We start from the raw sequence: 24,507 nt of genomic DNA on the forward strand, positions 1-24,507 counted from the left end.
AAGTGCTGTATTATCAAGTTATTCGGAATAAAAAAAGTAAGAAAGCCTTAGATGTTCAAGGTAACTCCATAGATGATGGAGGAAATATCCATCAATACGATGCCCATAAAGGAGACAATCAACGGTGGAAATTTATTCGGGAAAGTGAGTATTACCTGATTCAAAGTAAAAAAAGTAGTAAATATTTAAATATTCATAATGCTTCTTCTAGTGATGGAGCTAATCTCCAACAGTATCAAAGAAACTATAGAGATAATGAAAAATGGATATTAGATGGAGGTAGTGATTCTTTCTATATTATTAATAAGAATAGTAACAAAGTAATTGATGTAGAAGGTAAATCAACAGAAAGTGGAGCAAATGTTCATCAGTGGAAGAAGCATAGTAGCCAGCAATATCATCAGCTTTGGTATCGCGAGCAAACTAACGAACATTGTAATAAGAAGATTCGCAATGCCCAAGATAATTGGAATGCCAAGAAAACAGAATTAAATGCCAAAATAGCTCAAAGAGATAAATTAATTGGCGAACGAGATGCAGACAGAACTAATTTAGGAAATCTGAAAGATCAACTTAATAATTTACAGGAAGAATTACAAGGGCTAAATGACGAACTAATAAAGGGTATCTCTGAAACTCAGCAATCTTCCCAATCAATGACGGAATTAAACCAAGACCGAAGGGGATTGGTTACTAACGGTGCAATTTTAGGTTTTGCTCGTCCTATCAGTTCACTCAATGCCATTGAAACCTGCGAAGGTAATGTACAACTGAGCTACTTTGATGAGGAAGGCAAAATGCGGCAAACCAATTTTGATGCGACTGCTGATAGCCGTAATGCCTCATTTGAGCAGTGGATTCCCGATAAATTACCCTTGTGCTTCAAATTTTCTGGCAATAATTATGTTAATTGTGAGAATAACATCGATCTCGCCAATTCCAGTTTTACTATTGAATTTTGGGCAAAACGTGATGAAATTGGTAATGAAGATCAACTTATTGTCAGTCAAGGAGAAGCAGACACAAACAAAGGATTACATATCGGTTTCCGTAAAGATGGACAACTAACCTTTGGCTTTTTCCGCAACGACCACGATACCAAAAGCACTTACAACGATCTAGAATGGCATTACTGGTCGTGTGTTTATGACATTGTAAATCGAACCAGAATTATTTATCGAGATGGGGAAACAGTTGCAACACATTACAGAGATAGTGAAGAAGTTGCAACACCAGAGGAAGTCGATGAATATGAGGGTTCAGGTGATTTTATTCTTGGGAGCAGTTTTGAGCGGAATAAATTTTTCAGCGGAAAATTAGCAGAAGTCCGAATTTGGAATGTTGCATTGAGTGCTGAAGAAGTTGCGGTTAATCATAAAATCCGACTCAGTGGAAACGAACCTGGATTACTCGCATATTATCCTTTAAATGAGTTAAATGTAGTCAGAGATTATTCAGAACAAAATGAAGAAAATGCATCAATTGAAGGTTCTAGCAATTGGTGGGGATGCACCGCACCAATAGGAAAAATTAAATCATCAGTAATGTTTTTTGATGGTAGCAATGATTATGTAGAAGTTTCTTACAAGGAAGAACTAAACCCTGAGAACTTTAGCATTTCCTGTTGGGTAAAAGTAACAGGTGGCGAAAATACCTATCGCTCAGTTATCACATCAAGAGATGTTTCTCCTCAAAGAGGTTATCTCATTTATGCTGCAAATGATAATACTTGGCAGTTTTGGGTAGGAACAAAAAGTTCTGAATGGAAAGTCTTGAAAGGTTCAGAGGTGTTTTTAAACAAATGGACTCATTTGGCAGCAACCTACAACAAGAATGAAACCAAACTAAAATTTTATGTTGATGGGGATTTAGTGAAGGAAGAACAGCAGGTTGAATTAGCTTTGAATGAAAGTAAACCCTTACGAATTGGAGCAGGAGTAACAGAAAAAGAACCTCGTTATTTTTTCAATGGTTACATTAGCGAAGTTAGTGTCTGGAATAAAGCTCTTACACAGTCAGAAATACAAGCTAATGTACACAAAAGGCTCATAGGCAAAGAAGATGGCTTAGTTAGCTACTGGCAACTGAATGCAATTCAAGATGACCAAGAAAATCGAATAGTTGTAGATTTGGCAGCCCAACACAACGGCACTGTGAAGAACAAACCCACCATCACATCAGACGATGGTGACCTAATTAGCTGCGAATATAGCACTATCGGTATAAATCCCGTAAACAATAAAAAAGCTGCCATGATGAGGCGTTTCTTTGCCTTTGTTAGCAAGGATGGCGTTAATATATTACCGGATAAACGGGTAGAAACCTTAGAACTCAAATGGATTGGTAACGCCCAATTTCAACCAACTTTACTGGGATATATTGAAGGAGCGCCACCCGTACCGAGCGAAAACTTAACCCTAGAAGACAACTATAACAACGCTACTTCTGTAGAACTCATCTCCTCCGAAGATATTTCCTATAGTTGGGAGCGCAGTCAAGATTCAGGAAAAGGTGAAACATTATCTTTGTTCAGTGGAGTTGAGCAAGAAATTGATATTCAAAAAGGTATCGGATTATTAGTTGGTGAAACCGCTCTAGAAGCTAAAGCTGGTTTTCAAGGTGACTTCTCTTTTTCCTCTAACACCCTTAATAGCAGTAACGTTTCATCTTCTTCTGGTTTAAACATCACCAATAAATTAAATTTAGTTGGGACTCCGGAATATAAAGCAAAATTTCCGCACTTGGGTAAACGCTTTATCCCCAAAAATGTCGGCTACGCACTAGTTGTATCTGGCTTAGCAGATGTTTACGTACTGCGTCTTACCCGCAGCAAGCAAATGGTAAGTTACAAAATTGAACCCAATGAAGATATTCCCCTAGATGTCAATACTATTACTTTCTTAATCAATCCGTCATATACCATGAATGGTAGCCTTGATGGAATGACAGGAAGTAACGCAAGCAACAACAGCTTTTTCCAAGACGTACCAGAAATGCGATCGCAATATGGCTCTCTTTACCCAGCCAGTTATTTCCGTTTGTCAGAAGCATATCAATTGAAAGAACAAATTGATTATCGAGATCGCCAAAGACAAGCTTATTTCGATCAGTTTAATACCCTTGGAGTTAGTGAAGGTTCTTTAGATGATGAAACAAATAATGCCGGTTACTACAGTGAAGAAACTGCTATCGGACAAGAAGATTCAACAAAAGAGCTTGATGAAGAAATTCAAAAGTTGAAACAAGAGATAAAAGAGCTTGAGAAAAAGGATAAATCGCCAGGGTTATCGTCAGAGGAAAGAGAGAGCTTGATTGAAAAAAGGCAACAGCTAGCTGAGAAGGAAGATAAACAAAAAGAGGCATTAAAACAGAGAATTAAAGAACTAGAGAGTTTAAAATCTTCTAGCGAAGATACAGCAGACCAGAAAAAGAAAGAGATACAAGCCCGGTTTGAAAGTACATCTCAAAAAGTTCATGCCACTGAAAGTTTTGCAAACTGGCAAACAAAGATGGAGAATATCCAAATTTTAGCAGGGAAGCGCAATATCGTTAATACCTATGTCTGGGATGCAGATGGAGGAATTTATTCCGAAAGCCAACAATTTGCGAATACCTTTGAACATACCGTTGGTGGTTCCTTTAGTTTAGATGCTGCTGATGGTTTTCAAGGTGGCTTTAAAGTGTTTGGAGTAGGTCACGAGTTACAGGCACAAGCAACTTATCATCTTACCCAAACAATGATCAAGACAGAAAGTCGGAGTAAGGGCTTTGAGTTGAATGTTAATATTGGCGAAGTAGAAAATAGAGGTATTACAGATCACAACGATCGCCCTATCTTACCCGGTGAGAAAGTAGATCGCTATCGCTTTATGAGTTTTTACCTAGAAGGTAGCACCAATAACTTCAATGATTTCTTTGACTATGTAGTTGACCCCGAATGGTTAGCCAGTAATGATGAAGAAGCTCGTGCCTTACGTCAAGTTGATACAAGCTCACCCAACAAAACCTGGCGAGTTTTGCATCGCGTTACCTATGTAGAACGTCCAAGCTTGAAAAGTTAGATAAGGGATTCAAAAACGGATGGAATAGACATCCGTTTTTCCCATAATCATCCTACGCGCGATCCCATCCGTTGCTAATACCCATCCACTGCTAAATATTTACACTTCAACAGGACTCACGCAACGTTAGCATAGCGTGTCCGTAGGACATAGATTTGTCATTGCGACTGAAACGCAGTGTAGGGAAGCAATCCCTCGAAATGATTGTTGTCGTATGTATAAGTTTTAACTAATTTTATTTCAGTTTTTTAGGTTTTGGTGCAGTTTTCGCCCTTTAGCTTTTCAAAGTTTTTGTGATAAATTTTCCAAGTATAAAGCTTTGTTTACTGTTGTGCTATTCGCCCAATTTCTGATAATTGTATTTTCCCAGAAATAATATCTCCGAAAAAACAGGTTTTATCTTGCGTGCATATGGTGACAAAATAATACCCATTTGCAGCATAATCTCGATTTGGTAAACGTGTAGATTTAACTCGATATTTATTTTTGAATTTAAAATCCATCGGTTATTGGTTTTTCCACAAAACTGTAGAGACGTTGCATGCAACGTCTCTACATCGGATATACCTACAAATGGAACATCCCTACAATGTTGATTTCTACAGAATTTATAACCGATTCGGTAATCAACTACTCAATCCCTTCAATCCGATCCTCAGCTTCCTGATACAACTGTTGCAGTAACTCCAAATTCTCATCACTGGTTTCCCAGTAACCCCGACCATTAGCTTCCAACAAAGTTGTCACCATCTTGCGGAAAGAATTAGGATTCAGGTTGAGCAACCTTTCCTGCATTTCCCGATCTTTCATAAAGGTGTCGTTCGCATCTTCATAGATCCAGTTATCAACGGAACCCGAAGTAGCACTCCAACCAACGGTATTAACCAACCGTTTCGATAATTCCCGCACCCCTTCATAACCGTGGGAAAGCATTCCTTCATACCATTTAGGATTCAATAATTTAGTCCGAGAATCCAAACGCACGGTTTCCGATAAGGTACGCACCTGAGCATTTGCTGTGGTGGTATCTGCCATGTAAGAAGCTGGCATTTTACCGTCTTCCCGCAAACTAGCAACTACCTTGGTGGGGTCAGAATCGTAGTAGTGGGAAACATCAGTTAAGCTAATTTCGCTGGAGTCCAGATTTTGGAAAGTAACTTCAGCTGTCTTCAAAGTAGTTTCAAAGATTTTCCGGGAATTTTCCATCATTCCAGGGTTATCAGCACTGAAAGCAAAGGATTTACGTTTGAGGTACATTTCCTGTAACTCTTGTTCGCTTTCCCAACTGCTGTTTTCTACCGCTAAGTTGATGTTAGATGAATAGGAACCGGATGCATTGGAAAATACGCGGGTAGCTGCTTGACGTATATTAATTCCCAATTCTTCCGCTTGTTCCATTGCATGTTTGCGGACAAAGTTCATTTCCAAGGGTTCTTCTGCTTCCGCAGCCATTTTCACCGCTTGATCGAGCAGGTTCATTTGGTTAATGAACAGGTCGCGGAATACTCCAGAACAGTTAATTACTACGTCAATTCTGGGACGTCCCAACTCTTCCAAAGGAATTAACTCTAGTTTATTAACCCTTCCCAAAGCATCGGGAACTGGACGCACCCCTACCATCCACATAATTTGGGCGAGTGATTCCCCGTAGGTTTTTATATTGTCGGTACCCCAAAGTACACAAGCAATTGTTTCGGGATAGTTACCGCCGTTCTCCCGCATTTGCCTTTCTAGCAAGCGTTCCACAACGATTTTCGCTGACTGTACCGCTGCTTGGGTGGGTATTGCTTGGGGGTCGAGGGCGTGAATATTTTTACCGGTGGGTAATACATCAGGATTGCGGATTGGGTCGCCACCGGGTCCAGGAAGAACATATTCACCTTCTAAACCTTTGAGTAATGCTCCCAATTCATTGTCGGCGCAAACTTGCTGTAAGCAGAATTCCAAGTATTCAAATAAGGGTTTGATGGCTTCCTTATCTACCTTGGTGTAACCTGCATTGTGCAGTACTTCGATCCAAGGTTCTTTTTTACCCATATTTAAGAAATTCAACTTGGAAACTAGGGAAACCCTACCTTCGGCGTCGATTTGCGCTCTGACCATGGAACCAACGGTTTCGCGAGTAAGCATGGTAATGTCTTGCAACAATTGGACGTCTTCTAAAACGCCTTTGTCACTGTTGCGGTAAATTTCTTCGATATCGCGATCAATACTTTCGGCGATAATCCTTTGCAAACTCTTGATTCCTTCTTCGGAACGATCCAAACCGGCGATATTTACCAGAGTTGCGATCGCTTCTTCTGCACTAGGAGGTTTTCCGACAACGTGCAATCCACAAGGTAGAAGTCGCGATTCGATTTCCATTAACTTGCGGTATACAATCCCGACGATATTATCCCGCTCTTCGGAACTCATATCCTTGGCGTCAGTTTCCGGGAGGTCAATATCTTTATCTAGATTTACCATCCGGCATTTATCCATGATGGTATTAACAATGGGAATACCGCGACCGGAATCTTTCAGGGTTTGGTAGGAAGCAATTAACTCGCTGAGTTCTTTTAACCCCTTGTATAAACCTGCATTTTCCGCCGGGGGAGTCAAATAGGAAATTGTCTCGGCGTAGCTGCGACGCTTAGCAATTGTGGCTTCACTAGGATTATTGGCTGCGTAATAATACAGATTGGGAATGCTACCAATTAAGTTATCTGGGTAACACTCATTGGACATACCCATTTGCTTCCCGGGCATAAATTCCAAGGAACCGTGGGTTCCAAAGTGTAGTACCGCATCAGCACCCCAAATTCTTTCTAGGTAGGTGTAATAAGCAGCAAAACCGTGGTGGGGACTTGCAGAGCGAGAGAACAACAACCGCATCGGGTCGCCTTCATAACCGAAAGTTGGTTGTACCCCAATAAATACATTACCGAATGACTTACCGTAAACCAACAGATTTTGTCCATCGCTGTTGAGATGTCCTGGTGGTGGACCCCAGTTTTCTTCCAAACGCTGGGAGTATGGTGTCAATTCTTCATATTCAGGAACCGACATCCGGTAAGCAATATTTAGTTCGGGGCTAGCATACTGGGCTTGGGCGTCATGAATTACCTCTTCCATTAACTCTTTGGCGCTACCAGGTAATTCCGGTAAATCATAGCCATTATTCTTCAGGGCTTTCATTACCTCGTAAATGGAACCAAACACGTCCAGATACGCAGCCGTTCCCACATTACCTTTATCCGGTGGGAAACTAAATACAGTAATTGCTACCTTCTTATCTAGCTTGGGCTTGCGACGCAAACTCGCCCATTTTAACGCTCTACCAGCAACAGCTTCTACCCGATCCTGCAGTGCGATCGCTTTACCGGTGGTACCATCCCTACCCGACAAAATAATCGGTTCAATCGCCCCATCTAACTCCGGAATGGCAATTTGCAACGCCACCTGAATGGGATGCAAACCTAAATCGCTATCCATCCACTCCTCAGTGGTTTGGAAAACCAAAGGTAAGGCTACCATATAAGGGCGATTTAAGCGCTTGAGAGATTCAATTGCTTTGGGATGATCTTGTCTTGCAGGTCCACCTACCAGAGCAAAACCCGTCAGGGATACTACAGCATCAACCAACGAGCTATTGGTCGCCGAATCGTAGAAGTAAGCATCCACAGGCTTGGAAAAGTCCAAACCGCCAGCGAAAACTGGCACAACCCGCGCCCCCATGGATTCCAATTCCTGGACAATTGCCACATAATGGGCATCATCACCGGTAACCAAATGGGTACGCTGTAATACCAAACCCACACAAGGTGCTAAAGGATCTTTTAAATCTTGAGAAATATCTTTGCGGCTGCTGTACCAATTGAGGTATTCCTTAACATCCTCATACATTGTGGTGGCTAAAGGATGCCATATCCCCATATCGGGATAAACAACAGGTTGCTCATATTGTAGAGACGTTCCATGGAACGTCTCTACATCTTTTAATACATATTTATCAGCCAGCATCAGCAAGAAGTTTTCCAGATTTTCTGGGGAACCACCCAACCAATACTGAAAACTAAGCATAAAATTCCTAGCATCCTGGGCTTTATCCATCGGAAGGAACTTCAAAACTTGCGGTAACGTCCGCAGTAACTTGAGCATTCCATCTTGAAAAGAAGCACCAGACTTTTCCTTGCGCTTACGCATGAATTGTGCTATTGCACTCTTGGATTGTCCCAATTGTGCCAAAGAAAAGCTACCCATTTTATTGAGGCGCATAACTTCTGGCATGGAAGGGAAAACCACTGCAACATCTAAATTGTCGCGGTGTGGCTTGACCGCTTCCGCTAATTTTTGGGCTAAATCTTCGATAAAAATCAGCGAGGCGATGAAAACGTTGGCAGTTTCTATATCGCGCTTGAACTCCTCATAGTTCTCTTGGTCTCGGAGTTCCTCGATCAAATAACCACTAACTTCGATCGCTAAATTAGGGTTATTGGCGTTAATTACTCTTACCGCTTGGGAGAGTGCGCTCTGATACTGGGACTCTAGCACGACATAGACCACCTTAATTAAATGTCGCCCCCCGAGATTTTCTGGCGCGATATGTCTGATGGTGGACTTGACGTGGGTGAACATGCTAACGAGGCTCCTTTTGATGCGTGTTCTCTATGCTCGGCAATATCAGTCTTTTTATCAGAAAATAACTCCCAAATTCTGCTTTTGTAGATTATCTGACACAAAACGATATAAATTCCGAAACATAAATTAATATTTATTTGCATACTGCATTAGCATTTACTCACAAAATATGTATTTTTGTAAACACGAATAAGGCTGATTTTATGTGGAATTCCGGGAAAATCTATCAAATTCAAAATATTAAAATCAAATTATTAAATTAAAAATAATGGAAAACGTAGATGTTCTAATTCTTTCCAATGGACCAGGGGAAATAACCACTTGGGTGCGACCAGTAGTTAGGGAATTAAGACGAAAGCTAGGAAAAGATCCAAGCAAACTAAGAATTTCCGTAATTTTGTCTCCTTGTCCCAACGCCAGTGGAAAAGAAGCTGCGATCGCGAATTCCTATCCGGAAGTGGATAGAACTCAGGATGCAAAGCATTTCCTTCGGTTTTTGGTTTGGGGAAAAACAGAGCAAAATTGGCAATGGCGCAAAAAAGGAATAGTTATTTTCCTGGGTGGGGATCAGTTTTTTGCTGCAATTATTGGGAAAAGACTGGGTTATCGGACGATAGTTTATGCTGAATGGGAGGCGCGCTGGCATAATTTAATCGATCGCTTTGGCGTCATGAAAGCAGAAGTTTCAGCCAAAATAGATCCCAAATATGCTGATAAATTCACTGTGGTTGGCGACCTAATGCAAGAAGCAAATAGTGATTTGTCATTCTCCCATGAAAAAGATAAATTTGCCAATCAAAAAGTAAAAGCCAAAGAAATAATTGCTTTCCTTCCCGGTTCAAAGGCGGCAAAATTAACCCAGGGGGTACCATTAAGTTTAGCGATCGCGGAATATATTCACAGAAAGCGTCCGCAAACGGAATTTATACTTCCCGTTGCGCCGACATTAGATTTAGAAACCCTAGAAAGTTTTGCAAATCCCGAAAAAAATCCCTTCACAAAAATTTTTGGGGATGTCTCAGCAAAAATACTTAATCACGAACCAAAAATTATCGTAGAAACTAGTTCAGAAATTAATTCAGAAATTAATTCAGAATTTCGACCAGAAATTAACTTGGAAAAGCCAAAACTTAAAACAGCAAACTGCGTCACCATAGAACTTTGGAATCAGCATCCAGCCTACGAAATTTTATCTCAATGCCAAATTTGCTTAACTACTGTAGGTGCAAATACTGCTGAAATAGGTTCTCTAGCAATACCTATGATTGTATTATTACCCACACAGCAACTGGACGCAATGCGTTCTTGGGATGGAGTACCGGGAATATTGGCAAATTTACCATTTATTGGTTCTAGTATTGCCAAAACAATCAATTGGTTTTTCCTGCGTAAAAAAGGCTTATTAGCATGGCCTAACATTTGGGCAGGTAAGGAAGTTGTACCAGAATTAGTAGGCAAACTTCAACCCGAGGAAATTGGGGAAATGGTTTTAGACTACTTAGAAAATCCAGAAAAACTAGCACAAATGCGATCGCAACTGCAAAGCATTCGCGGAGAAGCAGGAGCAGCAGCAAAATTAGCAAATATGGTTGAGGAGGAAATTGAGAAATTGGGGATTGGGGATTAGGGATTGGGGATTGGGGATTGGCGATTAGTGACTGATAACTGTTAACTGTTAGCGATCTGTAGGTAGCGCAGCTATAGCTATAGCGGGGCGTAAGCACAGACAACTTTAGTGTCTACAGCGCACAATAATGAGTAATTTCTGACTCCTGACTTCTGACTTCTGACTCCTGACTCCTGACTCCTGACTCCTGACTCCTGACTCCTGACTCCTGACTCCTAACTCCTAACTCCTGACTCCTGACTTCTGACTCCTGACTCCTAACTCCTAACTCCTGACTCCTGACTTCTGACTTCTGACTCCTGACTCCTGACTCCTGACTCCTGACTCCTGACTCCTGACTTCTGACTCCTGAGTATTTATTCCTTCACAAAACGACATAATTAGTTAAAATTAGTTAGGTTTAGTTTCTTCGTTTGTTACCAAACGGTATCAGCAATACCATGCAAATTAACGAGCGTGTATCCCGACTCCCCTTTGCTCCACTGCTTCTAATTTCCCCGTTTTTCCTGTGGGGTACGGCGATGGTAGCAATGAAAGGAGTAATTCCCCACACAACGCCGTTATTTCTCGCTGGATTGCGAATACTCCCTGCTGGCGTGCTAATTTTGATCGTCGCAGCAATTATGGGTAGACCCCAACCCAAAACTTGGAAAGGATGGTTGTGGATTATTTTATTTGCTCTGATAGATGGAGCATTATTTCAAGGATTTTTGGCAGAAGGTTTAGTTAAAACAGGTGCTGGTTTGGGTTCGGTGATGATTGACTCCCAACCCTTAGCTGTAGCGTTATTGTCTTGCTGGTTATTCCAAGAACAGATTGGTTTATGGGGATGGCTCGGACTAATGTTAGGGGTGACCGGAATTGCTTTAATTGGTTTACCCGACGAATGGATTTTAAGTATTTTTTCTCAGATATCTCAACTAAATATTTTCTCCCAAACCACCAATATTTCTCAAAGTCCAAGTTCTGAAATCTTGTTGATTTCCCGTTCGCTCTTCGAAAGCGGTGAATGGTTAATGCTATTAGCTGCATTATCAATGGCGGTAGGAACGGTAATGATTCGCTTCGTCATCCGTTACACCGATCCCGTAACTGCTACCGGATGGCATATGATTTTAGGTGGGTTACCATTGTGGTGCATCTCCGCTTTCACAGAATCGGGACAATGGATTAATTTGCTACCATCAGATAGTATAGCCTTGGCATATGCAACTGTATTTGGTAGTGCGATCGCCTATGGATTATTTTTCTATTTTGCTTCCAGTGGAAGTCTCACCAGTCTTAGTTCTCTAACTTTTCTAACTCCTGTATTTGCTTTAATTTTCGGCAGTTTACTCCTAAGTGAAGTTCTTAGTCCTTTGCAATGGGCTGGAGTGTGCTTAACTCTACTCAGTGTCTACTTAATTAACCAACGTCAAAATTTGATGAGCGAAGACACCCGAGTTTCAGAAAATGAGAAAAAAGTGCACAAAAATAAAGTAAATGAGAATAAAAACCTCAAAAAACAGCCTTTTCAAAAATTTTCAACTAAAAAGCTTCACCAATTAACCGTAAATGTGAGAAAATCTGACTCGGAAATTTTGCCCTAAATCAAGAATATAGGATATACATTTTACGTATTACATATCAGTTAGAGACGTTAGCTGATGACATCTTTATAATGAATAGCTGTACCCTTTGATTTGAATATCTCAGGGTATAAAGTGTTAAGTTTGTTGAACATACTTTTAATTTCACTAACCGGATTAAGCCGGATATTCTTGAGAACAATTGTAATATGAGGCTATGCCATTATCTAATTTTAACCATCACCTGCCTTACTTGCCTGGGGTACAAACCTAGTAGTGCAAGCATAGCCCCTTTTAAAGCCGCGCCTGAGAGTGCAAAAATTTCTCAAATAAGTTCTGATGAGATCGCCAATGGAGTTTTACCTCTCAGACCAGGAAGCAGAGGAGCACAAGTCAAAATTCTGCAAGCTCAACTCCAAGAACTGGGATATTATAAGGGTTCTGTTGATGGGAAATATGGTGGAACCACAAAAAGCGCTGTTTCTAAGTTTCAGTCAGCCAAGGATTTATCTGCTGATGGCGTTTTCGGTATTTCAACTAAAAATGCTTTAGAAACAGCACTTAAAGAGAAACGACTCCAGTCTTCTATCGGTTCTAGCGCCCAATCGAGTCATATCACAGCACAAGAACAAGGTATATTTGGGTGGTCTTTAATTGCTGTTGGGGTTTTGGGAAGTACGGGAGCAATTCTTTATATCATTAAATTATTTGCCCGTAGAGACGAAGAAGAAGTTAGTTATTTTTATCCTTCCTACTCAAAAAACCTTAGTACATCAAATACAAATGGGATTAAATCAAATGGAATCCAGCCAAATATAATTCAAGCAAACGGAATTCAACCAAATGGAATTCAACCAAATGGAATTCAACCAAATGGAATTCAACCAAATGGAATTCAACCAAACGGAATTCAACCTCCATTACATGAATTGAATACAATTGCTGAGACCATTCCAGAGATCGCACCTCCAGTAAAAAAATATTCTCCAGAAGACGAAACTCTCATTAGCGGACAAGAAGCAACAGCAATACCATCAAAAACATGGTTGTCTTCCGAACAAAGTTCTTATCTTGGTAAATTCAGCGTAGTTGATGGGCTAATTACAGATTTACATAGTCCCGACCCCCAAGAACGACGTAAAGCGATTTGGGATTTGGGACAAGAAGGTGACTCTAGAGCGATTCAACCCTTAACCGAGTTGATGGTCAACGCTGATTCCCAAGAAAGAAGTTTGATTTTAGGTTCTTTATCAGAAATTGGTAGTCGCACTCTCAAACCAATGAATCAAGCTTTAGCTATTTCATTACAAGACGAAAGTCCCCAAGTGCGACAAAATGCCATTCGTGATATTACTCGCGTATACGATATGATGGCTCAAATTAGTCAAATCCTATCTCATGCTCTGGAGGATGAGAACTCACAGGTACGGGAAACAGCACGATATGCTTTATCTCAGATGAATCGTATTCGTTCGCTAAATCACTTGGAAGACTTTCCTCAAGAATTAGAAGCTACTGAAATTAATCAAATTGAATATCCTACTTCAGAATAAGAATTTTTCAGAATAAAAAATGTAGTTGTGAGTTTAGTGCGAACGGTAAATTTTAGTGCTAAAGTCCAACTACGAAAATATATGTAATATGAGTACTGCTGTTCTCTCTTCCCTATTATGAAAAAAATCATTATTGGTGTCATGGGACCTGGAAAAACAGCAAAAGAAATCGATCTACAAAATGCTTATCAACTGGGAAAGTTAATTGCAAAACAGGATTGGATATTACTAACCGGGGGTAGAAACATCGGCGTAATGGACGCAGCATCTTGCGGTGCTAAATCAGTTCGAGGGTTAACCGTTGGAATTCTTCCTGATCGCAACTTACAGAATGTTTCCAAGTTTGTTGATATTCCCATTGTTACCAATATGGGTAGCGCCCGCAATAATATTAATGTTCTTTCCTCACACGTAGTTATTGCTTGTGGTATTGGTCCCGGTACAGTTTCAGAAATTGCTCTGGCTTTAAAAGCAAATAAGAAAGTAATTTTTCTTACGGATGAGAAAGAGAACTTTAATTTTTTTGAAAAACTATCACCCCAACTTGTTTATTTTGCGACAAATCCTGAAGCAGCAATGTCGATAATCGAAATGATTTTAAATAATGATAATTACACGAATCTAAAATAACTTTACTTAGCTGATTAATAATACTAAATTAATTAATACTGTGTATTGTTTAGTTTTATTGTTTTATTCGCAACGAATGATTCCCTGGAATTTTAAAAAATGAATATTTAAATCAGCAAGTACTAATTAATATTACCTCTCATCATAATACTCTCCAGTAATTAATAACCAAATCCGAGGATGAGAATAGCCTGGAACTGGAGTTTTCTTAATTGCTTTAGCCATCACTGCTCCTAATAAACCTCGTCTGACTTCAGGGTCTCGATAACCCGAGATTTCCTGTGCTCTGTAAAAATTAATGATTGCTGTATCGTAATCATATTTATTAACAGCTGATTTAATTGCAACGCGCATAAATCGAGCATAGTTAGAACCGTAATTGGGGTTTATCCATAAAGGACGAGGTATACAATCACCCGTGTATCTTATATTGCCTGGTGTATTTGTCATAGGACTAACACATTGAGCGGGACGGCTGTTAGCAAAAGTAGGATTAACTATTAAAGTCACAATAGTTGTAGAAGAAACTAAGAACACAAAAATATCATTTAGTTTGTGTCTCACTTGTTTTATACAAAGTGTAATTTTTCAGATACTATTTTCTTACGTATAGATGCAGTTAACAAGTGTATAAAAATACCTTTAATTAAATAATTACTGTTGGAAATTATTAACTTTACTTCTATTCTCAGATGCATCCGGAATCAAGGCATTTATACTTGTTTTACTAATCAAATTTTGACATCAAATTTAGAAGCTAAACCGTATCTTCAATTACACTTTAATTAAAGATATAACTATCTAGCCAGAATTAATTTAACTGTTGATAAAGGCTTATGATAGAGAAATATATGTAAATTTAGTAGTAAGTACGTACACAATTTTTTTTGATTTACCTACTTAAGATTTGAACCACTGTAAATGATAAAAAGATAAACATTTAATTTAGTAGCGTAGGAGTTTCACGTTGATAAGGTATACACAATATGAATTAAGGCATAAGCCCACGGTGTCGGCGTTAATCTCTGCAATATCTCTAACTACCACATTTAGTCTACCAACCAATTTAGTCTTATGTTTCACATTAAAAAGACGACCTAGCAGGTAGTTTCTACAATTATCACCAAGTAATTAGAAACGTTTATTATTTAATTTTGTATTTCTTAGTTAAGCAATATTTTGCTAGCTGTGTTTAAGCTTATTTACTTATTGCTTGGTAATATATAATATTTTGAGATTGTGAGTGATACATTTTTTTGGGATATTTTCGCTAATTTTCCATAAAATTTAATTTTTTTGAGATATTCGCTTGGTAGATTGTCTGTTAAAAAATTGACTATTTATTGTAGTATTTTTGCTATCAGTTAAAGCTGATGTTGTTACAGTTGCATTCCAGCTATATTCTGCTATTAGGTCAAAACTTAAACTAATTTTTTGCCAAATATAAAATTATCTTTTGTGTTTTAATTTTGTTGTGAGTCAGAGATAATCAAGGTATTAAAAGATATTATCGAATACTGGGATAGGATAAATTATGCAGTTGTCTATCCATAAAATCGATTATTATCATCTTAAGAATTATTAATTAGAAAGAATAAATTATGCCTCTGTACTGTAGAGTTATCTAAATATAATTATGATTGTAAATCTATATAAATAATGAGTATTTATAAAATAATTTACAAGACTAGTTAACCCAAATTATCGAGAAAAATTATTTATTTAATTCAAAAGTTTGATTTAGTTTGATTGAATTCGTGTCCATATTTACAAATTAAACCTTTACTTGCAACTAAACCAAGATTGTAAGATTCTTAATTATCCGCCTTCGGCGGAAGGCAGAAGTACGAGGGCAGAGGGCAGAAGGAAAAACCTGGTATAAAAACTAAAACTTCTTGCCTATTACTAACGTAACGCTGCGCTAACCGCCACTGGGGTTTAAAACCCCACCGTCTTACGGTGTCCACAATTAGTTGGGGTTTAAATCCCCATCTAATTGAACTTCTGCCTTCTGCCTCCTGCCTTCTGCCTTTTTTAATCCAAATTGTCCTTAAAATAAACGCTTGTGTTTCCCTAAGTTTATTGATAAAAATTCTCAATTTACTAGGAAAGTGATTGTTAACATCATTTACAAATAAGTTTCTGCAACCAAGCTATTCAATAATGTTAAAAAGTAATTGGTTTGCCATTTTCGGTTTTTCAAGTCCCATTTATTAAAAGGAGTAAATATAGTGAACTGGGTCAAAGTTCTTTCTCAAGAATCTCTAGCACCAGGTGCGCGAGAAGTTGTCAAGGTTGGCAAACAAGCTATCCTGATAATTAATCACTCTGGTGAAATCTTTGCCGTGGATAACAAATGTCCTCATCTCAAACTATCCCTAAAAAAAGGTAAAGTTACAGATGATGGTGCTATTGTATGTCGTTGGCATCGTAGTGCTTTCGATCTCCGCAGTGGAGAAGTTAAAGAATGGTGTACTTTCCCACCTGTTGTTGGTTCTATGATGGGTAAGATGTCAGACCAAAAATCACTTCCTGTATTTCCCACCCGTATAGAAGATGGAAATATTTTGGTTGGTTTGGAAGAATAAAATATAGTTCCACCTGCGATCGCATTTGCAGGTGGCTGCTAAGTTTAAATTTTGATTTAGTTTAAATTTTGATTTGAGATTTTGCTTTAAAGGAAACGGGGAAAAGAGAACGGGGAATAGAAAAACATCCTAAAAATTATGTCGACTGCTATATTTGCTTATTCTGATTTTCCTACAGGTGTAAAAAATAGTATTCAAATTAATTTGAAATAGTTGTTTGCATAAGTAAATACCCATGTATTAAGTTTCATTTACTCCCAGAATATATTCGCAATTACCCTGACTTAACCTAGAAAAATTCAGTTTCCATCTGGTATTAGAGTGGCATCTAAGCTCAGAAAATTGCACAATAAATGCAGTTGACCCCCGATAGTTCGTATCTACCAATGCCTCCCTTATTAGCCGATACTAAAAACCTGCTTTCCGACTTAATTGCCCATTATTCCTCCAAAGTAGATTATTTGATGATTCGTTTGGAAGAATCTGAGGGGACAGATATATTGCTGCGTGGCGATAAAGTCGAAACTCTCAGCGAAGGTATTTCTGTTGGCGGACAAGTTCGCGCCTGTTATCGAGGAGGATGGGGATTAAGTAGTTTTAATCAGTTGGCGAGTTTAAAAGAACGGATTGAAGAAGCGATCGCCTCTGCACGAATGGTTGGAGATGAGGAAACTATCCTTGCTCCCATCGAACCAATTCGAGCAGTATGCCATATTCCCCTAACAGGTACCAATCCCCGTCAAATAGCCCTTTCTGATAAAAAACAATTATGTATTGATTATGCCGATTTACTGAAAAGTGTGGATGGTAGAATTACTACAACTTCCGTACGTTATGCAGATAGCAACCAAAATGTAACTATTGCTACTAGTGAAGGTGCTTTAATCGAACAATCTTGGGTTGACATGGAAATGCGCTTTGCTGCAACCGCCCGCAATGGTGAAACTGTGCAAACAGGAAGAGAAACAACTGGTTCGCGCAAAGCCTATGAAGATTTAACAGGTTTGGAAAAACAGGTAAAAAGTGCAGCACAAAGAGCAGTTTCGGCTCTATCTTTACCATCGGTTAGGGGTGACGCTTACACCATTGTGATCGATCCAATTCTCAGTGGTTTATTCGTACATGAAGCCTTTGGACATCTTTCTGAAGCAGACATGGCTTACGAAAACCCAGACTTACTGGAAGTAATGACCATTGGAAGACGCTTTGGTCCTGAAGAATTGCAAATTTTTGATGGAGCTGCACCTTTGGGACATCGGGGGAGTTATTTCTATGATGATGAAGGAACCCCCGCAACAACAACACAATTGATTAAAGATGGGGTTTTGGTGGGACGTCTTCATTCGAGGGAAACAGCAGGAAAGTTAGGTGAAGCCCCAACAGGTAATGCTCGTTGCTTGGATTATCATTATGCGCCAATTGTTCGCATGACCAATACTTGGATCGAACGGGGAAAGACACCTGTTGCAGATTTGTTCGCTGATATTAAAGAAGGAGTTTACGCCCGTAATTGGTTGGGTGGAATGACCAACGGTGAAATGTTCACCTTTAGTGCTGGGGAAGCATGGATGATTAGAAATGGCAAAATTGCTGAACCAGTTAAGGATGTAACCCTTTCCGGTAATGTTTTCCAAACCTTAGGAGATATTGAAGCGATAGGAGATGACTTTTACTGGGATGAATCCGGTGGTTGCGGTAAAGGTGGTCAAAATGGCTTACCGGTAGGTTGCGGAGGTCCGAGTTTGCGTATTAAAGACGTCGTTGTGGGTGGAGAGGTCGCTTAATCTACGCACTAAAGTAATTGATTGACCTTGCTTGCATTACAGTATGGGTCTTATACCGACCGAGTTAAGTTGGGGTAGTTCAGGAAATAGAGGAAAGGAGAAACAAATTTTTCTTCTTCCCTCTATTTAGCTAGGAGATTCGTACATTAATGATTCATTCACCAACAATTCATTCACCAAGTACAAATCGTACAAAGCGACGAACTTTGATATTTTCACCTAATACGGAGATTGCTTGATTTACTCGTTGTGCAACGGTGATATTGTGCTCCCGCATATAAGGTTGTTCCATCAAAGACATTTCTTTCAAGCGTTTTTGAATTCTTCCTTGAACGATTTTTTCTTTGATATTGTCTGGCTTATTCGCTAAATCATCCCGTCCCATTTCAATAGCTTTTTCGCGATTGATAATGTCGTTGGGAATATCAGAGATGTTTATATATTCAATATTGGAATAAGCCGCGATTTGCATAGCGATGTCTTTCACCAAGATTTGAAAAGCTTCAGAACGAGCGACAAAATCTGTTTCGCAATTAACCTCGAGCAAAACACCAACTTTAGCGCCAGTGTGAATATAGCTTTCAATTAATCCTTCTGCTGTAATTCGTTCGCTTTTATTCACCGCAGATGCAATACCTTTTTGACGCAACCATTCAATAGCTTTTTCAACATTACCATTGGTTGCTTGTAGCGCTTTTTTGCAGTCCATCATCCCAACACCAGTTTTTTGGCGTAGTTCCCGGACAAGTTGTGCAGATATGTCTACCATCATAGTTTTAAGTATTTAATTGTAGGTGTTTGATTTTGGTATGTAGAGACGTACCAGAGGCTGAACCGCACCTACGGTGTTTGCACGCGCTTACAGCGAACATCCGCGCTTGATACGTTCAAACGCCGACGCCGCAGGCTCTGGTACGTCTCTCTACAACGAATCTATCTACTTATCAGCCCTTACAGGTAACGGTGTTTCTAACACTTCCATCAACAACTCCAAGCGTGATGGACGAGATAGTAAGGGAATCAAGTTAGGTAAAGAGTAGTAGTCACCTTTGAAAGTAAAGCTGTCTACAGGAATTTGTTTTTGCTTTAATTGGTTTTCCAAATAGCCATAAGCACCACCCACTTTAACTATGATGACGTTTGGTATTGTAGCCAAGTCTCTCTGATAAGCTGTGTATGCTTGGGTAAAATATGGCTGAGTATTTTCACCCTCGTCAGTGACGATGATGATTTGTTCCACCATTTGCTTTTTCGAACGCATAACTTCCAAAGCTGCACCAATACTGGTACCTCCACCAGAAAAGATATGTTCAAAAGCTTTTTCCCAATCAGATAGTTCTTTACCTTGAGCTTTGACAGGATAAGCAATGGTATCAAATGCGTAAACAAACAAGTCAGCTTCTGTAATCCCAGAAATCAAAGCTGCGATTTGCTTACCAACATCCAGAGCTACGTCCATACTTCCGGATTTATCCACAAACAAAGCAGTTGATTTGCGAATTCTACCGCGCTTTTTCACCTGTTCGTTGGCGACTTTTTCTAACTTTTGAGCAGTCGCAGCATCTACCTGGGTGACGTCAGCAGCTACACGAGCTTTGAATGCACTTACCCGCTTACTCTTACTTGCTTCCTCTAACTTTCCATCAATCAAAGCTTTAACTTGAGGATGTTCCATTGCACCCCGCGCTTGCAAGGATTTAAGGTTATTAATAACCTCTTGAGGAGACATGGAGTTAATTAACGCTACTAATACAGTAGGTGTTAACTGCTTCACTGTACCAATTGCAATGGTGTAAGGAATATTGTGTTCGACAATTAAAGCAGCTTGTTCTACAGGTGTTTCAGCTTTCGCCAACTGCTTGAGGATGTATGCAAGACTGTCCTCTGGAGGTTCATCTTTAAACAAAACCTTGTCTGCACGCTGACTGGGCTTAATATGCAAACTTGCATACAGATGCTTCATTGCTTTACGTCCCCGCAAAGCTGCGCGATCAAAGAATTTGCGATCTATTTCCCGCGCTTTCAAATAACGAGTTACCGCAGTACGTGCAGAACGAGGAACTTTACCTCGATGCTGCTTCATAAAGTCTACAATGCGCGCTACTTGATAAGGTGGGAATTCTTGCAACATCACAAAACCTGCATCGCGATGTTCTGTAAGGTTACTTGTGAGCAAATGTCCTAAAAATACTTCCTTATGGTCGCGGACATCACCATTATGCTGATACCATACCGCCAAATGTCCATAAAAGAGTGGATCGAGTTCCACCATTAATTTGTGGAATTCTGTAACTTTGTCTAACTGACGATGAGGAGTTGTTAGCAAGCTATTGAGAAGTTCCAAACGTAAATCGCGTTCTGCTGTATTCATCTTACTACCTCCTAAAACGAAGCGAATTTTCAAGACGTAATTTATGGAAAGTACTTATTACATCTTTCTTGGAAGTAGATGTCGCACGCAGCGAGTGATTTATATAATCATCTATATAATCACCGCGCAAGTTTAGGGAGCCTTGTGTTTATTGCAAACGTGGAAGTTTTGCGTATGTAAGCTCTCTTTGTGAGGGCGCGGCAACAACTACTGTTAATATAAAAATCTCAGTTTAAAGGCTTTATGTTGGGTTGAAGCCAGTTATTACGAGCCTCCCAAGACATGAGTAAATCTTGAGTGTAATATTGCAATGGTAAGTACTTGTTGTCATAAGCATCAACTAAGCCATTTGTTAACTGCAATATTGAATCTTGGTGACGGTTAACCAAAAGATAATCTCGTACTACCCAAACCCAAAACAGAGTAATTGTTTCGTGGTAACCACTATTTTTTGTAGTCTTAATACCCATCGCAGCGTTATAACGCTTTATGTTGTTACGAATTTCCTGAATTGCTTCTTGCTCGTTATAGTGGATGAGATACCACAATGTAATGGTTAAATGTGCACTGTGATTCCATTCACTTCGAGACAAAGTACAATTATTGAACGCAGTTACCAAAGCTTCTATTTCATTTTCAGTTTGGTATTTACCATTTTGATATTCATCATATTCATGACTCATTATTGATTACTTCAGACTGATTGCTTCAGAGATACTTTTGCTCCTGTAGCCTCTAATTTTTGCTTGATATTTGCAGCTTCATTATAAGCGGTCGCAAATATTACAGTTTTGGGAACTGATTCAACGAAATCTTTTGCTTCTCTCAATCCTAAACCAGTAATTGCTCGTACCTCTTTTAAAATTGCAATTTTTTTGTTTGGAGGTACTTCTTCTAAAACAACATCAAATACTGTATCAGTTTCTATTTCATCTTCGATTATTTGAAAATAAGCAGAGTCATCTATTACTGACGGTTGAATTAGAGAACGTGGAGAAGCATCAACATTAAAGGTATCTTCGATTTTCTTAACTAATTCAGCAGTTTCAAGTAGGGTTAAATCTTTCAACTGCTCTAAAATTACAACAGTTTTGCTAGACACAATCCAAACCTGTAGTCCATCTATATAAAAAACTTTCTTGCAGAAATCAAATTAATTATTATCAATTATGTTGATTAAGCTTGAGCAAGCTGCATCTTAATTAATTTAATTTCTTTTTTATTACACTGTCGTTTACTTGCAGCGTAAATTTTGCGATGATAATTCTTAACGGCTAATTTTTCATTGATTACTATTCTCAGTAAAACATCTCTAGCAGCATCAAAAATCAAGTCTTTAAAAGTTATCAAATACCAGATATCATTAATTTTTTGATACTGATGATAATTATCTATCACTAATAAATCATCACGTTTTTTAGGAGCTTCTTTTTTCTGCTTCTGAGCTATACAAAGAATACCTGTTTCTGGATGAACGTATAATGCTTCACGCCAATAATTAGCCAAAGAACGTTCATTAATTCGTTCGTAAGGTAATCCATCGATTAACACTACATGAAGTTCTACAAAGCTCCAAACATGAGAAAGAATATGCTGTCCAGAGAGTCCTCTTGGATCGAGTTTGTAACACAACTCACTGTAAACCTTATTCCAAGGCTGTCCTACTTTGGAACGCAACCAACGATGTAATGGTCCAAGATGATCAGAGAAATACTTAGTCTTATTTCTAGGCTTGATGATATATTGACTTAATAAACCATCTTCAGTAGCATCAGCGGTAATCTTATCCAAACATTTTCTATAACCACTGTGCTTTCTTAAACTTATTCTCAATCCACTACGGGGACGTTCAATAACAATCTCTCCCAAACGATGTTCGCTCATAGCTTGGATTATTATTTGGGTCTTTAACTAAACTTTTACTGATATTGGTTAACTGGTAAATTAGATATTCTAATAGAGAAATTTTGTTCTCTTTTGTAATAAAGTTTAAGAGCATTTTTCTCACCTTTTATAAATATAAATAAATGTATTTAATAAGATTAATATTGATATAGATATTCCAGTGAAACTTTCATTTTATCTTTTGGTATTAATAATCGACCAATAGTCAAATGAAGTGCGTTTCTGTGTAATGGATTTAGACCAAGTTCAACTCGAATCTCATCCAACTTCGGGCAGTAAACATTTATCCATACATGCCTACCATTTTCCCACCATAAGTAATTTGAATATCTAAAATTTATTTCTACCCCTTCGTATTTACCCCAAAGAGATAAATTGGGAGGTTTCTCTCCTCTATTCCAGGTAATATGAGCGCCAGAACGCGAGCCTTTATTAACTGCAATACCCCATCTTAAAAGTAACCAAAGGTAATAGTTAATTATTTCCTCGTCACATTTGAGAATACCCCAAAAGGGCTCGGATGTTTCTGTTTTGTTGTAGTCGTAAAAAATGACCCCTGTAGAAGAGAAACTATAGTATTCTGAAGGTTTCATTTTATTACTCATGATGATGATTTTTAATCACCCCACGCAAGTTAAAAAAGCTGTTTGTTCATACATAGGATTTGCACCTACGAACTCTTTCGAGTTACTTGAGCCAGAATCAAGCGCCTTCAACTACTAGGCTAGTATGTAAGCTTTTTTTGTTAGGGCGCAGGATGAAAATATTGTTTCTTCAGTACTTGTTATGTTTAACTAATAATTAAAGATTAATTTTTTTACCAGCGCTAGACATATAGTAGATAAACTCTATTACCTAATCACCAATCCCCAATAGCCAATCCCATTTTTAAAACCTCGTATAAGTTAAAAAAGCTGTGACATAGCTACCGCTCTTACTCAAGATAACCTGAGCAGTGGGCACGCATTACGCATCTAACGTGAGACTTGTAATGCTTCGCTCTTTCGGTCACCCGAATTCTGCTACCTTAGGGTCGTTATAGTTACGAAAAGTATGTAAGCTTTATCGGTTAGGATACGAGGCGTAGTTTTTATATTCCACGCAAGTCAGCAAAGCTATAAAATAACCTTCGTTTGCTCTACCAATTGAGCTACATCTCCATTAGTGGAGATGATGGGAATTGAACCCATACCACAACGATTAAAAATGGTATGTAAGCTTCACAAATTAGGGCGCGGAAATTATGTAAAACTATTTATTTATCTCGTTCTTGTGCAAGCTATTAATTCACAATCATTTTTGTCATTTTGCGCAAGTCAAAAAAGCTTTTTTTATGGTACCCTTGGCAGGAATCGCACCTGCAACCTCTTGATTGGAAGTCAAGCGAGCTACTGTTGCTCTACAAAGTGTGTAAGCTTTTTAAGTTAGGGCGCAAAATGAAATGTCTGTATGAGAAATCGAAAAATCAAAATTAATTAAACACTCCGCGCAAGTTAATAAAGCTGTGAGTTCATACACAGGAATTGTTAGCGAAGCGTCTCCGCTAGGAGAAACCTGTTACCAGCCAGTTAATAGCCGAATGCTCTACCTATGAGCTAGTATGTAGGCTTTCTAAGTTAGGGCGCAGAGTGAATTTTTTATGATTCTATGTAACTTACAAAAGCTATATACTTAATGTTCGTAAATATATTACTTTTTTTATAGAATCAATAACAAATAAATTTAATTGCTTGCCTTATATATATTTAATTTTCGTGGTTCTGTTTTATGATTTTTACTGATCTGAAATCTAGTTAACAA

At 38.7% G+C, this 24,507-nt stretch carries 16 protein-coding genes and 1 tRNA gene; 7 read left to right on the forward strand and 10 right to left on the reverse strand.

The window, feature by feature from the left end:
• The first annotated feature begins 2 nt into the window (after nucleotides 1-2).
• Nucleotides 3-4,061 (forward strand): LamG-like jellyroll fold domain-containing protein, encoded by a 4,059-nt coding sequence (locus BC008_RS22525; protein WP_058183847.1) that lies wholly within the window; start codon nucleotides 3-5, stop codon nucleotides 4,059-4,061.
• A 323-nt stretch (nucleotides 4,062-4,384) separates the two neighbouring features.
• Here BC008_RS22525 and BC008_RS22530 read toward each other — a convergent pair whose 3' ends face one another.
• Both BC008_RS22530 and BC008_RS22535 read right to left on the reverse strand, forming a co-directional pair.
• Nucleotides 4,385-4,564 carry a hypothetical protein gene (locus BC008_RS22530; RefSeq protein WP_058183848.1) on the reverse strand — a complete coding sequence of 60 codons (180 nt, stop codon included), beginning with the start codon at nucleotides 4,562-4,564 and terminating at the stop codon, nucleotides 4,385-4,387.
• Nucleotides 4,565-4,691: 127 nt separating this feature from the next.
• The gene (locus tag BC008_RS22535; RefSeq protein WP_027845464.1) at nucleotides 4,692-8,678 is read right to left on the reverse strand and encodes a magnesium chelatase subunit H; all 3,987 of its coding nucleotides are present in this window, start codon (nucleotides 8,676-8,678) and stop codon (nucleotides 4,692-4,694) included.
• 271 nt (nucleotides 8,679-8,949) lie between these two features.
• On the opposite strand from BC008_RS22535, the gene BC008_RS22540 reads away from it, so the two are divergent.
• From BC008_RS22540 to BC008_RS22555, 4 genes are all read left to right on the forward strand, one after another.
• The gene (locus BC008_RS22540) at nucleotides 8,950-10,308 is read left to right on the forward strand and encodes a glycosyltransferase family protein (RefSeq protein WP_027845465.1); all 1,359 of its coding nucleotides are present in this window, start codon (nucleotides 8,950-8,952) and stop codon (nucleotides 10,306-10,308) included.
• A 440-nt stretch (nucleotides 10,309-10,748) separates the two neighbouring features.
• Entirely contained in the window at nucleotides 10,749-11,897 is a 1,149-nt protein-coding gene (locus BC008_RS22545) for a DMT family transporter (protein WP_027846379.1), read from the forward strand.
• Between the two features lie 188 nt (nucleotides 11,898-12,085).
• Nucleotides 12,086-13,429 (forward strand): peptidoglycan-binding protein, encoded by a 1,344-nt coding sequence (locus tag BC008_RS22550; protein ID WP_036268388.1) that lies wholly within the window; start codon nucleotides 12,086-12,088, stop codon nucleotides 13,427-13,429.
• Between the two features lie 117 nt (nucleotides 13,430-13,546).
• Nucleotides 13,547-14,059 (forward strand): TIGR00725 family protein, encoded by a 513-nt coding sequence (locus BC008_RS22555; protein ID WP_027846380.1) that lies wholly within the window; start codon nucleotides 13,547-13,549, stop codon nucleotides 14,057-14,059.
• Nucleotides 14,060-14,191: 132 nt separating this feature from the next.
• On the opposite strand, the gene BC008_RS22560 is transcribed toward BC008_RS22555, so the two are convergent.
• The gene (locus tag BC008_RS22560; RefSeq protein ID WP_161938143.1) at nucleotides 14,192-14,623 is read right to left on the reverse strand and encodes a hypothetical protein; all 432 of its coding nucleotides are present in this window, start codon (nucleotides 14,621-14,623) and stop codon (nucleotides 14,192-14,194) included.
• 1,667 nt (nucleotides 14,624-16,290) lie between these two features.
• Between BC008_RS22560 and BC008_RS22565 the strand changes: the two genes are divergently transcribed.
• Both BC008_RS22565 and BC008_RS22570 read left to right on the forward strand, forming a co-directional pair.
• Entirely contained in the window at nucleotides 16,291-16,647 is a 357-nt protein-coding gene (locus tag BC008_RS22565; RefSeq protein ID WP_027844433.1) for a Rieske (2Fe-2S) protein, read from the forward strand.
• 386 nt (nucleotides 16,648-17,033) lie between these two features.
• On the forward strand, nucleotides 17,034-18,431 hold the full coding sequence (locus BC008_RS22570; protein WP_027844432.1) for a TldD/PmbA family protein: 1,398 nt from the start codon (nucleotides 17,034-17,036) through the stop codon (nucleotides 18,429-18,431).
• Between the two features lie 169 nt (nucleotides 18,432-18,600).
• Here BC008_RS22570 and tsf read toward each other — a convergent pair whose 3' ends face one another.
• From tsf to BC008_RS22605, 7 genes are all read right to left on the reverse strand, one after another.
• Nucleotides 18,601-19,200, reverse strand: coding sequence for a translation elongation factor Ts (gene tsf / locus BC008_RS22575; protein ID WP_027844431.1), 600 nt, complete (start codon nucleotides 19,198-19,200; stop codon nucleotides 18,601-18,603).
• Between the two features lie 168 nt (nucleotides 19,201-19,368).
• Nucleotides 19,369-20,802, reverse strand: coding sequence for a vWA domain-containing protein (locus BC008_RS22580; protein WP_027844430.1), 1,434 nt, complete (start codon nucleotides 20,800-20,802; stop codon nucleotides 19,369-19,371).
• 227 nt (nucleotides 20,803-21,029) lie between these two features.
• The gene (locus BC008_RS22585; protein ID WP_027844429.1) at nucleotides 21,030-21,485 is read right to left on the reverse strand and encodes a hypothetical protein; all 456 of its coding nucleotides are present in this window, start codon (nucleotides 21,483-21,485) and stop codon (nucleotides 21,030-21,032) included.
• A gap of 11 nt (nucleotides 21,486-21,496) precedes the next feature.
• Entirely contained in the window at nucleotides 21,497-21,904 is a 408-nt protein-coding gene (gene rplL / locus BC008_RS22590) for a 50S ribosomal protein L7/L12 (RefSeq protein WP_027844428.1), read from the reverse strand.
• A 74-nt stretch (nucleotides 21,905-21,978) separates the two neighbouring features.
• Nucleotides 21,979-22,686 carry a hypothetical protein gene (locus BC008_RS22595; RefSeq protein ID WP_027844427.1) on the reverse strand — a complete coding sequence of 236 codons (708 nt, stop codon included), beginning with the start codon at nucleotides 22,684-22,686 and terminating at the stop codon, nucleotides 21,979-21,981.
• 158 nt (nucleotides 22,687-22,844) lie between these two features.
• A complete protein-coding gene (locus BC008_RS22600; protein WP_058183850.1) occupies nucleotides 22,845-23,312 on the reverse strand; it encodes a hypothetical protein in 468 nt (155 codons plus the stop codon).
• 729 nt (nucleotides 23,313-24,041) lie between these two features.
• Nucleotides 24,042-24,117, reverse strand: a tRNA-Gly gene (locus BC008_RS22605).
• Nucleotides 24,118-24,507: the final 390 nt, after the last annotated feature.

This window comes from Mastigocoleus testarum BC008 (genome assembly GCF_001456025.1).
In the GTDB taxonomy this organism is placed as follows: Bacteria; Cyanobacteriota; Cyanobacteriia; order Cyanobacteriales; family Nostocaceae; genus Mastigocoleus; species Mastigocoleus testarum.